Genomic DNA, 20,329 nt, shown 5'->3' with positions numbered 1-20,329 from the left:
TTACATTCAGATAAACTTTCATACACTCTCTTACAAACGCCAATCAAAAATATAGCTACACTAAAGCCTAATAGCGTTGCGGCATGCTTTACTTATCGCAAACAATTTTCACTTTTTACTTAACACCAAGGCTCCCATGAACACTTATATACAAAACTCACTCCGGTTATTAGTTGGCACACTTGCACTTGGCAGTATTACTGCTCAAGCTGAGTCGCAGTTTTCATTAGGGGGCGGTGTCATTTCTACCAGCTCACCTTATGCAGGTACCGACAGTGAAACGCTATTTTTACCTATCATTACTTACGAAGGCGAAAGGCTTAGTTTTAAAGGTTTGTCGCTTGATTATAAATTAGTGGAGCAGCAAGGTTTTAACTGGTCATTAGTTTTAGAGCCAGGCGATAACTTTGATACCTCAGATTCAGACCTTGCAGCCATAAAAGCCTTAGACGATAGAAAGCTATCACTCTACGCAGGCACGCAGGTTAGTTACACTGCAAGCTTTGGTAAAATAAGCGCCAGTGCTACCCATGATGTAATAGGCCACAGCGATGGCGCTAAATTTAAAACCAATTACAGTTACCCTATTAAGTTATCTAAACAACTAATGCTCGTTCCTTCTGTAGGCGTTGAGCTAAATAGCAGTGATGTATCTAACTATTATTATGGTGTAGCACAGGGCGAATCTACCACCTATGCGCCTTACGAACTTGGTTCTACGGTTAACTACAATGCGGGTTTATTTTTAATATATTACATTAATAAAAACTGGAACGTAAATGCCATGGTTAACTATAAGCAGCTCGATTCTGATATTGAAGACTCACCCATTATTGATACCGATAACACCACGACTGTTATGATGTCGGTTAACTATCGTTTTTAATATTATTAGCGTGTGACAAATTATCACACGCTAATAATTACTCGTATCGCAAGGGCAATAAATACGACTCCCAGTATTTTATCAAGCCACGGACTTTGCTTGGTAAAGCCAAAGCGATTTTTTGAAACCTCTGTCAGCAACGCCACCAGCAAATACCAGCCGGTATCAATTACAAACACGGTTAAACACATAATTATACCCACGCTTAAAGTAAGTAGCTGAGGGTCAATAAACTGCGAGAACAAGGCTAAAAAGAAAATAGCGAGCTTGGGGTTCAAAAAGGCAATAGCAAAGCCATCTTGTAAAGCTTGGCCAGCACTTACTTCACTTTTTTGTACTTCAAGTTCGTTATTGCTGGGTTTTGCTAGCAATATTTTTATACCTAAATACGCCAAATAGGCTGCGCCTAAATACACCAGTATTTGATAAACAGTCGGAAACTGCATCATTAAAGCGCCTAGCCCTAATAACGATGCACCTGCGTATAACCCCACACCTGTACCATGGCTGAGCGCGGCAAGCATGCCGTTTTTCATACTGCCGTTAAGTGAGTGCTTTAAAACCACCGCTAAACTTGGCCCTGGCGACATTGCCCCCATCATACAAATAGCCGCTAGGCTTAACCATACTGTAAATGTCATTTAAAGCTCGTCAGTTTCAATAAGTAATGTATAACCGTGCACTTGGCCATAAAAACCTGTCAATGGCACTGCGTTTATTACTTTCCAGCCATCTTGATTTAATTCCTGTATGCGGTCATTCAATGCGGCTATATCTACGCCACCCAAAAAACGGGTCTTTCTAAATTCGATTACTTTTTGCATTTTAATCCTTGTGTATCTTATACCAATTCGCTTATTTAAGTGATCTTTTTTGAGGACGGAAAAACGTGTTGATAGCTAGGCAAAAAATTCGCTATTTAGTTGTTCTAAATTAGAACTTTTTAACGCAGGTAGCGACACGTTTAGGCCCGCAAAATGATTAAGTAATATTGCGGATTGGTATTATAAGGTGTATTCAAAATCGTAGTAGTGAATCCCTTGCTCAATACGTATTTTCATACTGCCCGTTAACCCTTCTAGCTCATGAGTGCCTGAGTCGGGAATTACATTTAAAATCAGACTGTCTTGGCCTTTATCCATAGTACCAAAATGCTGTAATACAAAGCTGCCTTTTTTACCTTCAAGCTCGCCTATTACTTGCTCTATGGCAACATAACCGGCACTGCCTTGTGTAGGAGTCATGGCGCTTAGCATTTCGCCTTGGCTGGTGGCATTTAAGCTACCTTTAAATGTTTTATCTATCGACATACGCCCTAAATTAACGCCGTTTTGGCCGCTTGCGTAGCCTTCTATTGGGGCCAGATTTACATTAAATTCTCCACTTACGGTTGCAGTAGTCATAACGTTTCCTTATTGATGCTAATGTTTAAAAGTATTGATTTTTATTATCTTAGTGCCATATCTATACCTTAACCTTTAAAAAGAATCCACTATGTCAAAAACAAGCCCTAAGCCCGAAAAAGCCGCTTTTAGTAGTTTATTACCTATTTTTGCGTTTATTAAACCGTATAAATGGATGGTAGTGGCGGCACTTGGCGCCCTTTTAGTCACCGCTGGTGTTAACTTATCATTAGGGCAAGGGGTTAAGTTTGTCATAGATCATGGCTTTATTGCTGGCTCCCAAGCGCAGCTACAACAAGCTGTATTAGTGCTTATTGGTTTGATTAGTTTATTGGCCGTGGGCACCTTTAGCCGCTTTTATTTAATGTCGTGGATTGGCGAACGAGTCAGTAACGATATTCGCAAAGCGGTGTTTAATCGCATTGTTACCTTGCACCCAAGTTACTTTGAAGAAAACCGCAGTGGCGAGCTTATGTCGCGTTTAACAACCGACACCACCTTGCTGCAATCGATTATTGGCTCTTCCTTTTCTATGGCGCTGCGCAGTGCATTAATGTTAGTGGGTGGCTTGGTAATGCTATTAGTGACTAACTTAAAGCTTACGCTCGTAGTGGTTGCGTGTGTGCCGCTAGTATTAGTGCCGATGATGGTATTTGGCAAAAAGGTTCGCAAACTTGCAAGTTCTAGCCAAGATGCAATAGCCGATATAAGCACCTATGCCGGCGAGATCATTCAAAACATTAAAGTAGTACAAAGCTATAGCCACGAACAGCGTGAGCAACATGCCTTTGCACAAGAAACCGAAAAAGCCTTTAACGTTGCCAAAAGCCGTATTAAACAGCGCTCTTTTTTAATTGCTGCGGTAATATTTTTAACCTTTAGTGCGATTAGCGTAATGCTCTGGGTAGGCGGTAGTGACGTACTGGCAGGTACTATGACTGGCGGTGAGCTAGGTGCATTTGTGTTTTACGCCATTATGGTGGCCATGTCGGTGGCTACCGTAGCCGAGGTTTACGGCGAGCTACAACGAGCAGCTGGGGCGGCAGCGCGCCTACTTGAATTACTGGCCGTTAAAAGTGAAATAGAAAACCCCGTCACTCCACAAGACGAAAAGCTATTAATAAAGACTAACAGCCCCGCCATTGCACTTGAAAATATTAGCTTTAACTACCCATCTCGCCCCGATGTAAGCGCACTTAACAAAATAAGTTTAACAATAGAGCAAGGTAAAACAGTGGCTATTGTAGGCCCCTCTGGCGCAGGTAAAACGACGTTATTTGAATTACTACAGCGCTTTTACGACCCTGCTCACGGCGCGCTTAAATTTCATGATGTAAATATTAAAGACATATCGCTTACCACCCTGAGGAACAAAATGGGCATGGTGGCACAAAACCCTATTTTATTTAGCTCAGATGTAATGCATAACATTCGCTACGGCAACCCAAACGCCACTGACGAGCAAGTATATGCGGCCGCAAAACATGCTCATGCCGATGAATTTATTAAGCAATTACCACAAGGTTATAACAGCTTTTTAGGTGAGCAAGGCGTAAGGCTATCGGGCGGTCAAAAGCAGCGTATTGTATTGGCACGCGCTATTTTAAAAGACCCAGAAATACTGCTTTTAGATGAAGCCACCAGTGCACTCGATGCGCAAAGTGAGCACCACGTACAAGCCGCGCTTGAGCATTTAATGCAAAATAGAACAACGTTAATTATTGCCCATAGGCTGGCAACGGTTAAACATGCCGATGTGATTGTAGTAATGGAAAATGGGGAAATAAAAGCAACAGGGAGCCACCAGCAATTGCTAGCAAGCTCCCCTTTGTATCAGCGTCTTTGTGAATTGCAGTTCAACAAAAACTAACCTTCTGTGTTTGGCACTATTTGAATTTCTACACGGCGGTTTTGAGCTCGGCCGTTAGCGCTATCGTTAGTGGCTATTGGGCGGGTTTCGCCGTAGCCTGTAGTGCTAATACGTGCAGCCATAATTTGCTGGTTTACTAAGTAATTTTTAACGCTTTGCGCGCGCTCACGCGACAGGTTCATATTGTAGCTGTCTTTACCTGTGCTATCTGTGTGACCTTCCACGCTTAGGTAGGTTTTTTCGTATTTGTTCATTACTTTAGCAATGGCGTTTAGGGTATCGTTAAAACCTGATGAAATATAAGATTGGTCTGTCGCAAAGGTAATATTTGATGGCATAACCAAACGTAAGTTATCGCCCTCACGTACAACTTCAACCCCTGAGCCTGCTAGTTCATCACGAAACGCTTCTTCTTGCTTATCCATGTAATCACCTACAGCAGCACCCGCTAGTGCGCCAATAGCAGCACCAATAAAAATACGCTTGTCTTTATGATTACCCGTTGCTTTACCTAATACGCCACCTGCGGCTGCGCCAATTGCGGCGCCCTTGCCTGTGTTGTTCATTTCGCAACCACTTAGCAATACAGCTACTACGGTTACGCTTAAAAGTGATTTAGTTAAAGTCATGTGATGTCCTATTCATTAAGAATTATAAAGCGAGTATGCAAATACATGTATGAACAAACTATGAAGAGCATGTTAAAAGCAGTTCGCTTTATACCAATCCTCTTAATTAAGTGGATTGGTATTATTTGTAGATTACGAATTAATGTATGCATTTAATAAAAGTGTCATACTCCTTTGTGACAATTTAATGAACTTTTAAAAGGATATGAGCTCAATGTTAGTCGCTATTTTTAGACAGTTTTTTTTACTTGGCTGCATGAGTTTTGGTGGCCCTGCAGCCCATTTAGGCTATTTTAAACGCCACTTTGTAGACACACTAAACTGGTTAAGCGATACCCGCTACGCGCAGCTTATTAGTTTAAGCCAAGCGCTGCCCGGGCCTGGTTCAAGCCAAGTGGGCTTTGCAATTGGTGTTGAGCGAGCGGGGGTTATTGGTGGCATTACCGCATTTATCGCTTTTACCTTACCGTCTTTTTTAATCATGTTGTTATTAGCGGTAAGCGCGCATCAGTTTGATGCTGTTTACTTTGCTATTATTGCAGGCTTAAAACTGTTTGCGGTTGTTATTGTGGCCGATGCAACACTCACTATGGCAAAAAGCTTTTGTACCAGCGCTGCGCTCAAGCTTATCGCAGTAATGAGTACCTTGGCTTTATTGCTATTTCCTTTACTTGGCACGCAAATAGCTATTTTAGTGAGTGCCGCTGCTATAGGCGCAATTTGGCCTCTGTTACAACTCAACACCCAGACTGAGCCTAAAGCAGATACTAAAAGCGCGTTTAAGTGGCTTCCTTTAGGCTTATTTGTTTTACTACTCGCTATTAGCTTTATACCTTTAGGTGATGACCTTACTTTGTTTGCTCCTTTTTACCAAGCGGGCGCTATGGTGTTTGGGGGCGGGCACGTGGTATTGCCTGTATTGCAAGCTGGCGTACCAGCGCTAAGTAACGATCAATTTTTAAGTGCGTATGCCAGTGCTCAAGCTATCCCTGGCCCCATGTTTACAATAGCCACTTACTTAGGCGCGCAACTCACTTCAGAGCAACCCTTAATAGGGGCCATAGCTGCAACCCTACTTATTTTTACACCGGGTTTTTTATTAATGCTGGCGTTTCAAAAAAGCTGGTTAAACCTGGCAAGTAAACCTCGCTTTGCAAGCTCTATTGCGGCGCTTAACGCTGCCGTAGTTGGCTTTTTAGCGGCGGCTTTGTACTCACCTATTTGGACATCAGCCGTTCACAACCTATGGCAGGTTGCACTGGTTATTGCCGCTTTTGCATGGCTAAGAATGAAAAAGCCACCTATTTGGTGGCTATTAGCTTTATTTATTAGTGTGGGCCTTGTTCAGCACTATTTGCCATTACTTTAAAGGTCGGCTTATCGGTTTGCTGTGCATTAGGCGGGCTTAATTGCCCGCTAACACTTTGATACGCTCTAAGGCCAAATACTGGCAACACTGCCAATAAGTGATCCATAATTTCGGCTTGTAAATGCTCGTAAGATATCCAGCGTTTGTCTTCACTAAAGCAATAAAACTCAATTGGTAAGCCGTGGTTCATTGGTTGTAGCTCACGCACCATGAGCGTCAGTGAGGTATTTATTCTGTTATGCTGCTTTAAATAGCCCTCGGCGTAGCGGCGAAACAAGCCTAAGTTAGAGACCGGATCAGGCAACGAGGCAACACGTATATATTCATGCAGTGGTATAGCTGCATCTATTTGTTTTCTAAATTCGTCACTTACTAAGCATATACTGTGCATATCAATATTAAGCGAGCGTTTAATACGTCGGCCGCCAGACTCTTGCATTCCTCGCCAGTTTTTGAACGACCCTGCTACCAACATATAAGTAGGAATAGTCGTAATGGTGTTATCCCAGTTACGCACTTTTACGGTGTTTAGCCCTAAGTCTATTACTTCACCGTCGGCGCCGTAGTTTTCTACTTGAATCCAATCGCCGTAAGTAACTAATCGGTTTGCCGCAATTTGAATACTGGCTACAAAGCCTAAAATAGTGTCTTTAAAAACCAATAAAGTAACAGCGGCTATCGCACCAAAACCCGACAAAATATAGGTAGGCGATTTTTCAAGCACAATACTGACTATTAAAATTGCACACACAATAAAGGTGATCAGCTTAACAACTTGTAATAAGCCCTGAATTGGCACTTCGCGGGCAAAATCTAGCTGGTTATAAATAGCGCCGGCAATGCTTACAATGCTGCTAAAAATAAAGCCTACATGAATAATTAATATACCTTGGCCAATGGTTTTTAGTATTTCGGCACTGAGCTCATTAACAGGGTAAACGCTGTCGAAGGTTGCTAAAAAAAGCACGCTACATAACATACCGGCTATGCGCTTATTAAGTTTTGTGAGCAACGGAGAAAGCAACCCTATTCGCTCTGGAGATAACTTAGTCACCACTTTTTGAATGCCTGGCAGCATTAATCGGCGTGTAAATAAATACACCACTAACAACGAAAAAACACCAATAGAGGCTGCAGTAATTGCACTTAAAAAATCTGCGTCGGGTACTTTTTCAAACCAAGGAGCGATTAGCTCCTGCAGGTGGGTATTGGTCATAGTGTTTCTATTTCCTTACAAATGGGTGGCTCAGGTAAATCGTGTTGGGCATAAATGCTGGCAAGTTGCGCGTCTTTAGCAACCCATAGCTCATTAACGTACTTTTGAAAGTGGCTTCTAAATGCTTTGTCGTGTTGGTAACTACCTAACATTTGCTGGTTTATAGCAACCACGTCAATAGAAACATAAATTGAATCAAGCTCGCCCTTTAAAATATTACGACAAACATGGCTTGTGCTGCCGCTGTACACCACACTGGTATTTAGCATGGCGTCAAATTGCTCGCCAAGTACCTCAAGTGCAAAGGCAATCCCGCCCGCTTTGGGCTTGAGTAAATGTTTAAACGGGCTTTGCTGGCTTGCATGCTTTGCGTGCGTGTAGCGGGTGCCTTCAACAAAATTAATTATGGTGGTGGGATTATTCCTAAAATTACGACAGCTTTGCTTAGTGCGCTCAACATCTAGCCCTTTAAGCTTGGGGTTTTTAGCAAGCTGCGCTTTAGTTACGCGCTTCATAAAAGGCATGCCCATAGCCCATGCACCAGAGCCAATAAATGGCACATACTTTAATTCGTCTTTTAAAAAAAACTTTGGTGCAGGTAAAACATTAATTGAGCTAAGTACCACAATATCTAACCAGCTCATGTGGTTACAAATTAGTAAGTACCAACTTTTTGAGTTTACATCGCCGTTAATGTTTACTTTTATGTTGGCGCAGCCCAGCCACAAGCCAAACCGATTGCCATTACACCAGCCTCGGTACACGCTATGCAGTATGGTGTTAATTATAGAAAAAGGCAGGGCAAGCTTTATTAAGCCTAGCAGTAATACTAAGGTGCCAAAAATGATTACATTTGAAAAAACCACACAGCCTACAATTAAGCCGCTGAGCCAATTTGGTAACCACTTTTTTAGCATAATCGTAAGCCCATTTTTTATTACCTTATTATTTATGGTTTTGTTCGAGCTGCAAAAGCGTGTGCTCTTTTTCTTCCCATAAACGGTTTAATTCACTTTGAAAGCCGACTCTAAACTCAGAGTCGCCAGTGTAATCACCAATCAACTCCTCGCTTACTGGGCGAATGTCTACATGCACATTAATTTGCTTCACTTTGCCGCCGGCAAAGTCCATAAACGTAGGGATGCCATCGGGGTAATGAATGGTCACATTAACCACTTTAGATATCTGCTCACCCATGGCTTGCATTACGAATGCGATCCCGCCTGCTTTTGGCTTTAATAAATGCGGAAAAGGGCTATTTTGGCGAGCATGTTTTTGCGTAGTAAAACGTGTACCTTCTACAAAATTAACAATGCTTACTGGCAATTCTTTAAATTTTTCACAGGCTTTGCGGGTTGTTTCTATGTCTTTACCACGTAGCTTTGGGTTCTTTTTTAGCTGCGCTTTGCTGGTGCGGGTCATAAACGGAAAGTCGAGCGCCCACCAGCACAGACCTAAAATTGGCACGTAAATTAACTCTTTTTTCAAAAAGAAATTTAAAAAAGGTATTTTACGATTAAATACACGTTGCAGTACTAATATATCTACCCAGCTTTGGTGGTTAGCAATCACTAAGTACCAGTCTTTTAATTTGGTTTCTTCAAGGCCGGTAACGTTTATTTTTGTTGGCGTGAATAAGCGTTGGTTAATGCTATTAACCGACACCCAAATAGTGGCACACTGTTTAGCAACCCAGCTTAAAAGCTTTTGCATAGGCTTGATAGGGATTAATTTTAATAGCCCACAAACAAAAATAGGCACAAACCAAATAAGTGTGTTGATTGTATAAAGCACAATACTTAATACACTGCGGATTACTGACATTTATTTACTTTCCTTTAAACAATGCGCGCCAAACAGCGACGCTTTTAATTCTGAGAGTGTACGGTTAATCTTCGAAGTAAGTATAACCTTCAAGCCCGGCATTAAGCTCGGCTAAATACCCTGCTTTACACTGCTCAGACACTGCTAGCTTGTTGACCAATAATTCAAAGTTTTGTGCCAAAATGGCGCTATCATAGTCAACAAACTTTAATACATCCTTAACGCTATCACCTTTAATAGCATTGGTTAATACATAACCGTCGTCGTTAAGCTCTACATGCACTGAGTCGGTGTCGCCAAATAAGTTATGTAAATCACCTAAAATTTCTTGGTAAGCCCCTACCATAAACATGGCTATATGGTATTGCTCGCCATGTTGGTACTCAGGTATAGGTAAACTGGTTTCTATGCCCGCGCCTTCTACGTACTCACGAATTTGCCCATCTGAGTCACAGGTAATATCTTGAATAATAGCGCGTTGGGTAAGCGGTTTATCTAAATTCTCAATTGGCATAACCGGAAACAACTGCTCAATGCCCCATACATCAGGTAACGACTGAAACAGTGAAAAATTAACAAATAGCTTATCGGCTAGCTTTTCGTGTAAATCGTCAAGTACCTCACGGTGCGCACGCGCGTTATTGCTAAGTGATGCGCGTACTCGGTGCAAAATAGTAAAGTATAATTGCTCTATTTTCGCCCACTCTAGCATGCTTACTAACCCATGCACGTATTGGTCGTGCGCTTCGCTAAATAAATGCATCGCATCGTGGTATATCTCTAGCGCCATACGCGGGTTTAAACGCTGTAAACACTGCCACATTTCATCAAGCACTAACGCACTATTTTGAAGTGGTGGCTCAGGGTTTGGATGATTTGGCGCTTTTTCTACGTCTATTACATCGGTAATTAACACCGCGTGGTGCGCTGTTAAAGCACGCCCTGATTCGGTGATAATGGCTGGGTGCGTAAGTTGATGTTGGTCGCACACCTCAGCAAAAGCATTAACCACATTACGTGCGTATTCTTCAACGGTGTAGTTCATCGAGCAAGCACTGCGTGAGCCTGAGCCTTCGTAATCTACCCCTAAGCCACCGCCTACATCAACTGTATTAAGCGGCACTCCTAGCTGGGTAAGTTCAGCAAAGTGGCGCGCGCATTCACGCAGGGCGCGGTGTATGTCGCGTATATTGGCAATTTGAGAGCCAATATGAAAATGCACCATTTGCATTAAATGTAATTTATTATGCTTTTTAAGCACCTCAACAGCACTAAGTACTTGGCCTGCGGTTAAGCCAAATTTGCCTTTTTCGCCGCCGGTATTTTGCCACTTACCTTTGCCTACTGAGTTTAAGCGAATACGTATACCAATGGCAGGCTCTATGCCTAGGTTATCTATTTCTTCAAGTAAGGTTGTCAGCTCTGAGAGTTTTTCGACGACTATTTTAACGCTGTGTCCCATGGCTTGACCAATACAGGCTAAACGTAAAAATTCACTGTCTTTATAGCCATTGCACACAATAGTAATGGGTTTATCGGCTACCCCTAAAATTGCCATAAGCTCAGGCTTTGAACCAGCTTCGAGGCCAACTAAACCACTTGGGTGCGCCAATAGTTTACTGACCACCGAGCGCTGCTGATTTACTTTTATAGGGTATACACACGTGTACTTGCCTTGGTACTCGCGGCTGCTGCGCGCTAAGGTAAATGCATGGGTGAGTGTATCTACTCTATTTTTTAAAATATCGGTAAAGCGCACCAACACCGGCAATGTTAAACCTTGCTGCTTAAATTGCTCTGTGAGCTGCGTTAAAGAAATCGCATTTTTAGATTGGTCACCATCTGGGTAGGCAACCAGCTCGCCTTGTGCGTTAATATCAAAATAGCCATCGCTCCAATGAGCAACATTATATGTAGCGCGTGCTGTTTCTAAACCCCAAGTCATGGCAACTCTTCTTTAATCAATTAGCTATAAAGGCGCATTTTAATACGTCACTACCCCCTACGCTAACAAAAATTGAACTTTAACTCGATACTGGCTAACTTTATTGGCAAAGCAGTTAAAATTTCATTGAGCAAAACGCGAAGCACTGGCAGAATTGCCCCTTTTTCATACTCAACTTAAAAAGTGTAAAAGCAACTATGGCAAATTTAGATCAAAGTAAGTGGTTTACAGAAATTAGCGACCGCGATGGCAGCGCATTTTCATTACGTATCAACAAAAAGTTGGATGAAAAACAGTCTCCTTTTCAAAAGGTAGAAATGTTCGAAACCACAGACTTTGGTAATTTAATGATCATCGATGGCTGTACTATGGTAACTACCCGCGAAAACTTTTTTTACCATGAGATGATTAGCCACCCTGCACTTTTAGCGCACCCAAACCCTAAAAACGTGGTAATTATTGGCGGCGGCGATTGCGGTACATTACGTGAAGTTTTAAAACACCCAGGTGTAGAAACCGTAACGCAAATAGATATAGACGAAGTAGTCACGCAAATGTCGTTAAAATACTTCCCAGAGCTTTGTGAGTCTAACAACGATGCACGCGCAACTGTTATGTTTGATGATGGTATTAAATACATGCGTGACGCTGCGGGCGAGTCTATTGATGTTGTTATTGTTGATGGTACAGACCCTGTAGGCCCAGGCGAGGGATTATTTAACCACGCGTTTTACACTAGCTGCTTAAATGCATTACGCCCTGGTGGTATTTTAGTGCAGCAAAGCGAATCGCCATTAATGCATATGCCACTGCTAATAGAAATGCGTGAGGCCATGCTAAGTGTGGGCTTTAACGACTTACAAACACTGCCATTTCCACAGCCAATCTACCCAAGCGGTTTATGGTCAGTAACGCTTGCTCGTAAATCACAAGCATTTAATGGCTTTAGAGAAGCCGATGCTGAGCAAGTTGCACAGCAAAGCGAATACTACAACAGCGGTATTCATCACGGCGCACTTGCTACACCAAACTTTATGAAACGCGCATTTGATAAAAAATAATTCACACTTTTTTTGAAACTTAAAGGGAGCTTTAAAAGCTCCCTTTTTTTGTACTTTAAAAGCGCCATTGAGCGTTAGCCATAAGTTGCTGCTGCGATATTCGCTGAGCAAAGCCACTACCCGGCCTATTTTGTACAAAGCTATGCAGCGCCGAGCCTTCAACACCTATTTGTACCGTATCGGTTAATTGGTAACGCCACGTAGCTGTTAAGCCTTCGCCGTGGCTGGCGTTAGGGTCAAATGCGGTGGTGTCATCGTCATCTACTTTAAAATAATCATACCTAAGCGATAACCTATGCTTACCCGCTTTATGGCTGAGCATTAAATAATGGCTATAAAAACGGTTATAAATAAGCTTATTAGCCCCCATTTCGGTTCTACCATCGAGTAGCTGGGCAATCAAACGGGTTTTACCTGTAAATTTATATAACCACGCTAAGCTGCTAAAGCGAGTATGCCAAGCATACTGCCCTGTTGTGCGATTAAAAATGCTGGGATCGGCGTTATTATCGTAATAATAAAACCTAAACTGCGAGCGTTTTAAATAATCCCAATGCACACCGGCATAGTAGCCAAAGCGGCCATCTACTTCTTCAAAAGGCAGCACTTGGTTAGCTTGCCAACGTAATTCGTCACTATTTAATGCCGCAATAGGTGCAAATTGTACACTTTCGTTAAATGTTGTTTGCCTGTCGTGCAGCGCAAAGCCGCGCCACGAAAGCAGCGTCCCTGTTGGGTCGTTCCCTTTATAAATAGCAACGCTCACACTAAAACTATGCTTAGAATTAAAACGTTTACCTGGGCGCTTAATGCTAAGCTCACCACCTATGGTGCGAAGCTCTTCGCCAAGCCAACTGTTTATGGCCGAATTAGTATAATTGTAAGGCGAGGTCCAGCCTATATCGGGGTTTTCTAGCGACATACTAGGGTAAAACCCACCAAGCTTTACATGCCATTTATAACGGCTGTTTACTAACGGCTGATACTGGAAATACGCTTGGCTTAAACCTAATGTGGTTTTCGGCTCTTGATTAGCATTAACAACGGCATGTGCGCTCCACGCACTACTTAAATCGGCCTTAAAGTCTATAATTCCTTGCGATAACAAAATGCTATCACTGCTATCTCCATGGCGATATAAACCAATACCGCCATCTTGAAAGCTTTGTGTATCATCGCTTGTAACCGCACGTACCTGAATAAGCCCTTTAACTTGCGAAAAAGCCGGTAGGCTCATAAAAACTAAGCCAAGTAATACTGTATTTTTGCGCTTAATAGTCATCAAATTCATCCGTAGCAAAGTCTATTTGCTCGGCTATGGCCTGCTTTACGGTGTAGTGTATAGGTGAATCGCTTACATTAACGCTGTGGGTTTCTACGTTGCTTATATCGCTAAAGCCAGAATGCCATACACTCATGCTGTATTGCCCATTAGGGGCAGTTAAATTAACCATACCGTTGTCGTCGGTAATTGCAAAAACGGTGCTATCAACCACCACAATATAGCCCAGCATCCAGTCATGAATATTACAGCCAAGCTCAACCACCCCTGTTTGATCAAACGTTATGGGCGCTTTAGGCTGCTCTTTGTAAAGTTTCAACTCAAAGGTTTTAGCTTTAGAAAACGAATAGACGTGGTGCATGATAGAGTCGGCATTAGGAAACTCTACCTTTGCATTTTGCGGAACAACTAACGTACGCGGCGTAAACTCGCGGTTTTGTTGGCTCATTGCATAGGTTTTACTTTCTTGATTGCCGGCCTGAATTGATGCCCCGCTTAGCCACACTACCGCATTTGCTAAAGGCTGATTATTGGCATTTTTTATAGTTATTGTTGTTGCTGCTGCGCAATTACTCATACATAGCAGTAACACACTTAGTAAGGGTTTTATCATGGGGCTAATCGCTATTATCAATTTGTTTACATTATAGACCGATTAAACCGTTAAATTCTTTCTATTTTTTAAAACATTGAATACGTATGTATACAGTCGTATTAACAACTCACTGCCATTATCCTTAAAGGTCACCACCGACTCATCAAAGGACACACAATGAGAACATCCGCACTTTTACTACTGGCGTTTGCTGGCAATAGCTTTGCACAAACCGCTGTAGTTGAATCACCAAACTCACAAATAAAAGTGACTATTTCAGATGAAAATAGCACACCCAGCTACGCTATTAGCTTTAAAAACAAACCAGCCATAAACGCATCGCGCCTGGGTTTTGAATTTAAAACCCAAGCCGCATTTAGCGATGGTTTTAAAATTACCCATGTTAAGCAGCAAAGCGTAAATACCCAGTGGCAACAACCTTGGGGCGAGCGACAAACGGTTACTGATAAACACAACGAAGTTGCGGTTACATTTACAAAAAGCGAGCCTAATGGTGCAACCTACACAGTGCGCTTTAGAGCTTTTGATAGTGGCGTTGGCTTTAGATACGAAGTACCAAAACAAGCAGGCTTTGAGCAAACACACATTACCAAAGAGCTCACCGAATTTGCCATTAACAATAACAACAATGCCACCGCATGGTGGATCCCCGCCCGCGGCTGGAACCGATACGAATACGTTTACAACACCACCGCATTAAATGACGTCCCCCTTGCACACACGCCGTTTACCTTAAAAACCAATGACGGTACCCATATAAGCATTCATGAAGCAGCCTTAGTTGATTACGCAGGCATGGTGCTTAATCAGCGCCGCCCAGGCACTTTTAATGCCGATTTAACACCGTGGTCAGACGGCATTGCCGTTAAAAAACAAGGTGCGTTTAATACCCCTTGGCGCGCCATTCAAATTGCCGACAGTGCGGTCGGCTTAGTCAATTCAGACATAATATTAAATTTAAACGAGCCGAATAAACTAGGCGATGTGTCGTGGGTAAAACCTGGCAAATACGTGGGTATTTGGTGGGGCATGCATATAAATACGCAAACCTGGGGCAGCGGCGAAAAACACGGTGCCACTACACAAACCACTAAGTACTACATGGACTTTGCCGCAGAATATGGCTTTGATGGCGTACTAGTAGAAGGCTGGAACATAGGCTGGGACGGTGACTGGTTTTTTAATGGCGATGTATTTAGTTTTACACAACCCTACGACGACTTTGATATAGCGGCCCTTACTCAATACGGCAAACAAAAAGGTGTGCAGTTAATTGGCCACCACGAAACATCGGGTAATGTAAGTAACTATCGCGACCAAATGGACGAGGCCTTTGCCCTTTACGAAAAATCAAACGTAAGCCAAGTTAAAACGGGCTATGTAGCGGATGGCGGTAACATAAAACGCATAGACGAAAACGGCATTGCCCGTCATGAGTGGCACGACGGCCAATTTATGGTTAACGAGTACCTTTACAACGTAAAGCTGGCTGCTAAACATAAAATTAGTATTAACACCCACGAGCCAATAAAAGACACAGGCCTGCGTCGTACCTACCCAAATTGGATTGCCCGCGAAGGGGCACGCGGCCAAGAGTTTAATGCATGGGGCACGCCGCCCAACCCACCAGAGCACATTCCTATGCTGGCGTTTACCCGAATGCTGGCAGGGCCTATGGACTTTACCCCTGGTATTTTTGATATGGGCTTTAATGGCTTAGGCGATGATACAAACCGCCCACAAACAACGCTTGCCAAGCAGCTTGCACTTTATGTTGTGCTGTATAGCCCGATTCAAATGGCCGCCGACTTACCTAAAAACTATTTAGCCAAGCCTGATGCATTTCAATTTATTCAAGACGTACCAACCGATTGGCAGCAAAGTATTGCGCTTGATGGCGAAGTGGGCGACTTTATTGTTTTTGCCCGTAAAGAGCGCAAACGCGATAAATACTCAGGAAACGATTGGTACTTAGGCGCCGTAACCGACGAGAAAGCCCGAACTATTGAGGTAAAACTCGACTTTTTAGAAAAGGGTAAAAAGTTTGAAGCGCACATATACCAAGACGGTAAAAGCGCTGAATGGAAAAACAATCCGTACGATTTAGATATCGAAAAGCGCGTAGTTAGCGCAAACGATAAGCTAACTTTAAAACTAGCAACAAGTGGTGGTACAGCAATCCGCTTTAAAGCACTTTAAGTTTTAATACTATTAACGTTATGGAAATAGCCAACTCTGCACAGCTTACTGTGCAGAGTTTTGTATTTTTATAGGTAAATAAATTTGTGCACTTAGGCCGCCTTCTGGGCGGTTTTTTAGCTTAACTTTACCATCGTGCATATCAATAATACGCTTAATAATGGCAAGGCCTAAACCACTCCCCTCACTACCACGCGCAGTGTCACCTTGTTTAAAAGGCTCAAACACCGATTCTAGTTCGCTTTCTGGTATACCGGGGCCGCTATCGTTTACCGCTATCACAACGTATTTTTTGTTTGAATTAAAGTAGCTTAATACTTCTATATCGCCATCTGAATAACGCAGCGCGTTTTCAATCATGTTAGTAATTACACGCTTAATAGCCACACTACTTAACGGAACAAGCCCCACGCTGGGGTTGCCTTTAAAGGTAATAACGCGTTGCTGTTTAAGCTCACAATTAACCACTTCAGTCACTAGCGCGTTTATATCTTCGCAAGCAAGCTCATCTGTTTTGTGGTGGCGTAAATACTCAATAAATTGATCGATAATGCCATTCATATCTTCAATATCGTAAATAATGCCTTCGCGAAGGTAGTCATCTTCATCGTTCATCATTTCGGTGGCAAGGCGGATACGAGTAAGCGGAGTGCGTAAATCGTGAGAAACACCGGCCATGAGTAAACGGCGATCGTTTTCAAGAGCGGCAATACCCCGCGACATTTGGTTAAATGCACGGGTAACTTCTATTACTTCACTGGAGCCTTCTTCTTCAAGCTTGCTACTAAAATCGCCCTTACCCACTTTCACGGCTGCTTGCTGCAACGCCTTTAATGGGCGGTTTAAGTGCCGAGCAAATAGCCAGCCGCCTAACACACTTAAAAAACCAATACTTGATAAGTAAAACGTTAAAAATTCAAGGTTGTTTTCTTGATACCCGCTAAGCGGTACTTTTACCCAATAACCGGGTGCTTGCGGCGCTTCTACCCAATAAATCAGCGGGTCGGTTTGACTAATACGCACCCGAGCAGAACCATTTAATTGCTCAGACATACTACGCGACAGCATCGAGTATTCTCGGGTTTGACCCAGCCCTTGGCGCATTGCCTCGCGCTGCGTCATCACTTCTATACCTGTAATTTCAAAAAACTTTTCAGATACTTCGTCGTTTATTTCTACGCCGTCTTCCCAGTCTATAAATACCGTTTTAATTTGCTTTGCGAGCATTAAATTTACTTGCTCTATGGTTGGTTTTACAACGTAAAAGCTCACCGTTACATACGACACTATTTGGTTAATTAGCAGTAAAGCGGCCACTAAAAATACAGTTTGGCCAAACGCACTACGCGGAAAAAATCCCATATAAACTACTTATCACCGTCAGGAACAAATACATAACCCAAACCCCATACAGTTTGAATATAGCGCGGGTTGGCGGCATCTACTTCTATCATGCGGCGCAGTCGCGATACTTGCACATCAATACTGCGCTCAAGCGCACTGTAATCTCGCCCTCGGGCAAGGTTCATTAGTTTATCGCGGCTAAGTGGCTCGCGCGGGTGCGATACAAGGGCTTTAAGTACGGCAAATTCACCACTGGTGAGCGAAATGGTTTTATCGCCCTCGCTCATTTCGCGCGTGGCTAAATTAAGCGTAAATTGCCCAAAGGCTATTAAGTTTTCTTCCGCTGCGGGTGCGCCCGGCACTTCTTTGGCGCGGCGGCGTAAAATAGCTTTTATGCGAGCCAGTAATTCGCGCGGGTTAAACGGTTTCGGGATGTAGTCGTCTGCGCCTAGTTCAAGGCCTATAATACGGTCGACCTCATCGCCTTTTGCTGTCAGCATCACAATAGGGATTTCGTTTTCTTTTTGGCGTAGCCGGCGGCAAATAGATAAACCATCTTCGCCTGGTAGCATTAAATCAAGCACCATTAAGTGAAAGTTTTCTCGCTCAATAAGTCTATCCATTTGCTCTGAGTTTGCGGCGGTTCTAACAATAAAGCCTTGCTCTACTAAATAACGCTCAAGTAAGCTGCGCAGGCGCATATCGTCATCTACAACTAATACTTTTGTGGTTTCGTGTCCCATTGCGTGTTTCTTATTTTTATTTCCAATTAATAGTTAATATAAATGAAAAACTTAATAATCAAAATCTAATTGCGCGCTTAGATTGTTACTGAACATTTCAAAGTTATAATATTAAATTTTACACTCGACAAATTTTAGCAATTTTAATAACGTGCACAGCATTAGAGTTAATGAATAAAAGCCCATGAAAACAAATTTAATAACCCGCGAAGGTTACTTACAATTACAGCAAGAGCACGACCATTTATGGAACGTTAAACGCCCTGAAGTCACTAAAATAGTGAGCTGGGCAGCAAGCCTTGGCGATCGCTCAGAAAACGCAGACTATCAATATAATAAACGCTTACTGCGCCAAATTGATCGTCGTGTTCGGTATTTGCGCAAACGCCTACCCGATTTAAAAGTTATTGATTACTCGCCGCAGCAAGACGGTAAAGTATTTTTTGGCGCATGGGTAGAAATAGAAAACGAGCAAGGCGAGGTTAAAAAATTTAGAATTGTAGGGCCTGATGAAATATACGACCGTAAAGACTACATATCAATTGACTCACCTATGGCGCGCGCCCTGATAAAAAAACAAGTAGACGATGAGTTTGAGGTACCTACACCGCAAGGTAAAAAAGAATGGTATGTAAATAGTATTGAATATCAAAAATAGTCCCCCATAACATTATTAATAGATAACTACTTTGATTCAGATCAGGTAAATTTTTTATTGTGTAATATATCTCATTAGGATATATATTGGTTTAGCAGGTTTATCTTTAACCTGATTTTTAAGGTAGTGGCTATGTCAAACTTAGTACAGCGCATATGTAGTAATGCCGTATTGTTTGCACTTTTAATGAGTGTGAGTTTGACTCTGCATGCCAATACCACCGAAGTAAGTATAGATAACGCCAGTATATCTAATCATTTTATCGCTTGTGAATTTCCTGACCAAGCAACCCCCGACATTGACTTAGATTCTCATGTTAATGCATTTGCTATTAGGTTGTTTCAACCGCTACCTAATGCTGTTTCATCTTTTTACCAAAGTACAAACCTAAACCGTCCTTTTAGTACGGCATATCAACGTGGTCCACCTAGCTATTTAATTTAATTCACAATTTTACTTTTTGATTAAATTTTATAACTAATAAGGTGACTACTATGTCTAACTTTAAAGAATTACGTACCCAAAATATTTCTCATGGCGTTATTGCAAGCACGTTTGAAGATCAACAAGCCACTATTGATTTAACATCTCCGGCTTTAACCGTAATCAATAACTTTACCCAAAAAACGCCAATTCGCGCTCAATACGACACTCCTATCAGCGAGGCGCTTAAACAAGTACTAGCAGAGCATTCTGACTATGTATTGGTGACTGATGATGCGCAAAAATTAATTGGTATTGTTTCAAGTGCCGACCTACAAAGCGCTAAAATTACGGCCATTGCACAGCGTTTAGATACCAGCCGCAATGAAGTGAGCTTACGCTACATTATGACACCTATTAGCCAACTTAATGGCGTAAGTATGCAAAGCCTAAGCTATGCAAGTATTGGCGATGCACTACAAACAATGGAGCATCAAGGCAGCATGTTTTTATTAGCAACAACCACTAATAACGAAATATGCGGGTTAATTTCGGCGCGTCAAATAGCTAAAACGTTACACATTCCAGTGCATATTACCCCTATTGCTCACACGTTTAGTGATGTTTTAGAAAGCGTAGAGCACCCTCACTAAAGCGCGCTTTTACGCTTTGTAAGCTCAGCCAAGCCAACCATCTTAAAGCAAGCAAAATTGCTTGCTTTAAGAGCTTTTTATTACAACCTGCTGTGATATTATTCAACTAATAAATACCTACCAAACTCATTAAATAGTAACTTTAATAAGCTGGGTATAACAGTACCAGAGGGATTTTCTGGTTTTATTTTTTGTATTAAAAGGTTTA

General features: G+C 42.3%; 20 protein-coding genes. 8 read left to right on the top strand and 12 right to left on the bottom strand.

Translation table 11 applies throughout. The annotated features are described in order from the left end of the window. The first annotated feature begins 136 nt into the window (after positions 1-136). Positions 137-886 carry a MipA/OmpV family protein gene (locus SJY38_RS16015; protein ID WP_377110182.1) on the top strand — a complete coding sequence of 250 codons (750 nt, stop codon included), beginning with the start codon at positions 137-139 and terminating at the stop codon, positions 884-886. Positions 887-909: 23 nt separating this feature from the next. Here SJY38_RS16015 and SJY38_RS16010 read toward each other — a convergent pair whose 3' ends face one another. The 3 genes from SJY38_RS16010 to SJY38_RS16000 all read right to left on the bottom strand — a co-directional run bounded on the left by SJY38_RS16010 (position 910) and on the right by SJY38_RS16000 (position 2,289). After that, a complete protein-coding gene (locus tag SJY38_RS16010; protein WP_029773148.1) occupies positions 910-1,527 on the bottom strand; it encodes a LysE family translocator in 618 nt (205 codons plus the stop codon). Beyond that, positions 1,528-1,710, bottom strand: coding sequence for a hypothetical protein (locus tag SJY38_RS16005; protein ID WP_126008475.1), 183 nt, complete (start codon positions 1,708-1,710; stop codon positions 1,528-1,530). It lies immediately after the preceding gene. A 180-nt stretch (positions 1,711-1,890) separates the two neighbouring features. Next, positions 1,891-2,289 (bottom strand): DUF3224 domain-containing protein, encoded by a 399-nt coding sequence (locus SJY38_RS16000; protein WP_004587550.1) that lies wholly within the window; start codon positions 2,287-2,289, stop codon positions 1,891-1,893. 91 nt (positions 2,290-2,380) lie between these two features. Between SJY38_RS16000 and SJY38_RS15995 the strand changes: the two genes are divergently transcribed. Further along, positions 2,381-4,159 carry an ABC transporter transmembrane domain-containing protein gene (locus tag SJY38_RS15995; protein WP_377110181.1) on the top strand — a complete coding sequence of 593 codons (1,779 nt, stop codon included), beginning with the start codon at positions 2,381-2,383 and terminating at the stop codon, positions 4,157-4,159. Here the strand turns inward: SJY38_RS15995 and SJY38_RS15990 are convergent. Continuing rightward, the gene (locus SJY38_RS15990; protein WP_004587548.1) at positions 4,156-4,788 is read right to left on the bottom strand and encodes an OmpA family protein; all 633 of its coding nucleotides are present in this window, start codon (positions 4,786-4,788) and stop codon (positions 4,156-4,158) included. The genes SJY38_RS15995 and SJY38_RS15990 overlap by 4 nt on opposite strands. A gap of 214 nt (positions 4,789-5,002) precedes the next feature. On the opposite strand from SJY38_RS15990, the gene chrA reads away from it, so the two are divergent. Continuing rightward, positions 5,003-6,157: a chromate efflux transporter gene (gene chrA, locus SJY38_RS15985; RefSeq protein ID WP_029773669.1), complete on the top strand. Its 1,155-nt coding sequence runs from the start codon at positions 5,003-5,005 to the stop codon at positions 6,155-6,157. Here chrA and SJY38_RS15980 read toward each other — a convergent pair. The 4 genes from SJY38_RS15980 to speA form a co-directional block, all read right to left on the bottom strand. Beyond that, on the bottom strand, positions 6,117-7,373 hold the full coding sequence (locus SJY38_RS15980) for a mechanosensitive ion channel family protein (RefSeq protein ID WP_029773670.1): 1,257 nt from the start codon (positions 7,371-7,373) through the stop codon (positions 6,117-6,119). The genes chrA and SJY38_RS15980 overlap by 41 nt on opposite strands. Next, on the bottom strand, positions 7,370-8,290 hold the full coding sequence (locus SJY38_RS15975; protein ID WP_377110180.1) for an acetyltransferase: 921 nt from the start codon (positions 8,288-8,290) through the stop codon (positions 7,370-7,372). The genes SJY38_RS15980 and SJY38_RS15975 overlap by 4 nt, the downstream gene beginning before the upstream one ends. Positions 8,291-8,318: 28 nt before the next feature. Further along, entirely contained in the window at positions 8,319-9,197 is an 879-nt protein-coding gene (locus tag SJY38_RS15970; RefSeq protein WP_377110179.1) for an acyltransferase, read from the bottom strand. 64 nt (positions 9,198-9,261) lie between these two features. Beyond that, positions 9,262-11,142, bottom strand: a complete 1,881-nt coding sequence (speA, locus tag SJY38_RS15965; protein ID WP_248533032.1) for a biosynthetic arginine decarboxylase — start codon at positions 11,140-11,142, stop codon at positions 9,262-9,264. 197 nt (positions 11,143-11,339) lie between these two features. On the opposite strand from speA, the gene speE reads away from it, so the two are divergent. Beyond that, the gene (speE, locus tag SJY38_RS15960; protein ID WP_064384607.1) at positions 11,340-12,203 is read left to right on the top strand and encodes a polyamine aminopropyltransferase; all 864 of its coding nucleotides are present in this window, start codon (positions 11,340-11,342) and stop codon (positions 12,201-12,203) included. A 55-nt stretch (positions 12,204-12,258) separates the two neighbouring features. On the opposite strand, the gene SJY38_RS15955 is transcribed toward speE, so the two are convergent. Together SJY38_RS15955 and SJY38_RS15950 are read right to left on the bottom strand one after the other, a co-directional pair. After that, on the bottom strand, positions 12,259-13,485 hold the full coding sequence (locus tag SJY38_RS15955) for a hypothetical protein (protein WP_377110178.1): 1,227 nt from the start codon (positions 13,483-13,485) through the stop codon (positions 12,259-12,261). Further along, a complete protein-coding gene (locus SJY38_RS15950; RefSeq protein ID WP_377110177.1) occupies positions 13,475-14,098 on the bottom strand; it encodes a methylamine utilization protein in 624 nt (207 codons plus the stop codon). The genes SJY38_RS15955 and SJY38_RS15950 overlap by 11 nt, the downstream gene beginning before the upstream one ends. 159 nt (positions 14,099-14,257) lie before the next feature. Between SJY38_RS15950 and SJY38_RS15945 the strand changes: the two genes are divergently transcribed. Beyond that, positions 14,258-16,300 (top strand): glycoside hydrolase family 97 protein, encoded by a 2,043-nt coding sequence (locus SJY38_RS15945; RefSeq protein ID WP_377110176.1) that lies wholly within the window; start codon positions 14,258-14,260, stop codon positions 16,298-16,300. Between the two features lie 45 nt (positions 16,301-16,345). On the opposite strand, the gene envZ is transcribed toward SJY38_RS15945, so the two are convergent. Continuing rightward, positions 16,346-17,662 (bottom strand): two-component system sensor histidine kinase EnvZ, encoded by a 1,317-nt coding sequence (envZ, locus tag SJY38_RS15940; RefSeq protein WP_273606543.1) that lies wholly within the window; start codon positions 17,660-17,662, stop codon positions 16,346-16,348. 5 nt (positions 17,663-17,667) lie between these two features. Beyond that, positions 17,668-18,387, bottom strand: coding sequence for a two-component system response regulator OmpR (gene ompR, locus SJY38_RS15935; protein ID WP_004587537.1), 720 nt, complete (start codon positions 18,385-18,387; stop codon positions 17,668-17,670). A gap of 184 nt (positions 18,388-18,571) precedes the next feature. On the opposite strand from ompR, the gene greB reads away from it, so the two are divergent. The 3 genes from greB to SJY38_RS15920 all read left to right on the top strand — a co-directional run bounded on the left by greB (position 18,572) and on the right by SJY38_RS15920 (position 20,121). Further along, positions 18,572-19,045 carry a transcription elongation factor GreB gene (gene greB / locus SJY38_RS15930; protein WP_024033892.1) on the top strand — a complete coding sequence of 158 codons (474 nt, stop codon included), beginning with the start codon at positions 18,572-18,574 and terminating at the stop codon, positions 19,043-19,045. Positions 19,046-19,177: 132 nt separating this feature from the next. Beyond that, positions 19,178-19,489 carry a hypothetical protein gene (locus SJY38_RS15925; RefSeq protein WP_064384617.1) on the top strand — a complete coding sequence of 104 codons (312 nt, stop codon included), beginning with the start codon at positions 19,178-19,180 and terminating at the stop codon, positions 19,487-19,489. A 50-nt stretch (positions 19,490-19,539) separates the two neighbouring features. Continuing rightward, positions 19,540-20,121 (top strand): CBS domain-containing protein, encoded by a 582-nt coding sequence (locus SJY38_RS15920; protein ID WP_377110174.1) that lies wholly within the window; start codon positions 19,540-19,542, stop codon positions 20,119-20,121. The last annotated feature ends 208 nt before the right edge of the window (positions 20,122-20,329 follow it).

This window comes from Pseudoalteromonas sp. R86517 (genome assembly GCF_042466295.1).
Classification (GTDB): Bacteria; Pseudomonadota; Gammaproteobacteria; order Enterobacterales; family Alteromonadaceae; genus Pseudoalteromonas; species Pseudoalteromonas atlantica.
Note: the sequence above shows the minus strand (reverse complement) of the source record. Positions and strands in the feature narration are given on the sequence as shown.

Coding starts and splice junctions, on each gene's coding strand:
- SJY38_RS16015 (WP_377110182.1), top strand. CDS start 137: ATGAACACTTATATACAAAACTCACTCCGGTTATTAGTTGGCACACTT.
- SJY38_RS16010 (WP_029773148.1), bottom strand. CDS start 1,527: ATGACATTTACAGTATGGTTAAGCCTAGCGGCTATTTGTATGATGGGG.
- SJY38_RS16005 (WP_126008475.1), bottom strand. CDS start 1,710: ATGCAAAAAGTAATCGAATTTAGAAAGACCCGTTTTTTGGGTGGCGTA.
- SJY38_RS16000 (WP_004587550.1), bottom strand. CDS start 2,289: ATGACTACTGCAACCGTAAGTGGAGAATTTAATGTAAATCTGGCCCCA.
- SJY38_RS15995 (WP_377110181.1), top strand. CDS start 2,381: ATGTCAAAAACAAGCCCTAAGCCCGAAAAAGCCGCTTTTAGTAGTTTA.
- SJY38_RS15990 (WP_004587548.1), bottom strand. CDS start 4,788: ATGACTTTAACTAAATCACTTTTAAGCGTAACCGTAGTAGCTGTATTG.
- chrA (WP_029773669.1), top strand. CDS start 5,003: ATGTTAGTCGCTATTTTTAGACAGTTTTTTTTACTTGGCTGCATGAGT.
- SJY38_RS15980 (WP_029773670.1), bottom strand. CDS start 7,373: ATGACCAATACCCACCTGCAGGAGCTAATCGCTCCTTGGTTTGAAAAA.
- SJY38_RS15975 (WP_377110180.1), bottom strand. CDS start 8,290: ATGCTAAAAAAGTGGTTACCAAATTGGCTCAGCGGCTTAATTGTAGGC.
- SJY38_RS15970 (WP_377110179.1), bottom strand. CDS start 9,197: ATGTCAGTAATCCGCAGTGTATTAAGTATTGTGCTTTATACAATCAAC.
- speA (WP_248533032.1), bottom strand. CDS start 11,142: ATGACTTGGGGTTTAGAAACAGCACGCGCTACATATAATGTTGCTCAT.
- speE (WP_064384607.1), top strand. CDS start 11,340: ATGGCAAATTTAGATCAAAGTAAGTGGTTTACAGAAATTAGCGACCGC.
- SJY38_RS15955 (WP_377110178.1), bottom strand. CDS start 13,485: ATGACTATTAAGCGCAAAAATACAGTATTACTTGGCTTAGTTTTTATG.
- SJY38_RS15950 (WP_377110177.1), bottom strand. CDS start 14,098: ATGATAAAACCCTTACTAAGTGTGTTACTGCTATGTATGAGTAATTGC.
- SJY38_RS15945 (WP_377110176.1), top strand. CDS start 14,258: ATGAGAACATCCGCACTTTTACTACTGGCGTTTGCTGGCAATAGCTTT.
- envZ (WP_273606543.1), bottom strand. CDS start 17,662: ATGGGATTTTTTCCGCGTAGTGCGTTTGGCCAAACTGTATTTTTAGTG.
- ompR (WP_004587537.1), bottom strand. CDS start 18,387: ATGGGACACGAAACCACAAAAGTATTAGTTGTAGATGACGATATGCGC.
- greB (WP_024033892.1), top strand. CDS start 18,572: ATGAAAACAAATTTAATAACCCGCGAAGGTTACTTACAATTACAGCAA.
- SJY38_RS15925 (WP_064384617.1), top strand. CDS start 19,178: ATGTCAAACTTAGTACAGCGCATATGTAGTAATGCCGTATTGTTTGCA.
- SJY38_RS15920 (WP_377110174.1), top strand. CDS start 19,540: ATGTCTAACTTTAAAGAATTACGTACCCAAAATATTTCTCATGGCGTT.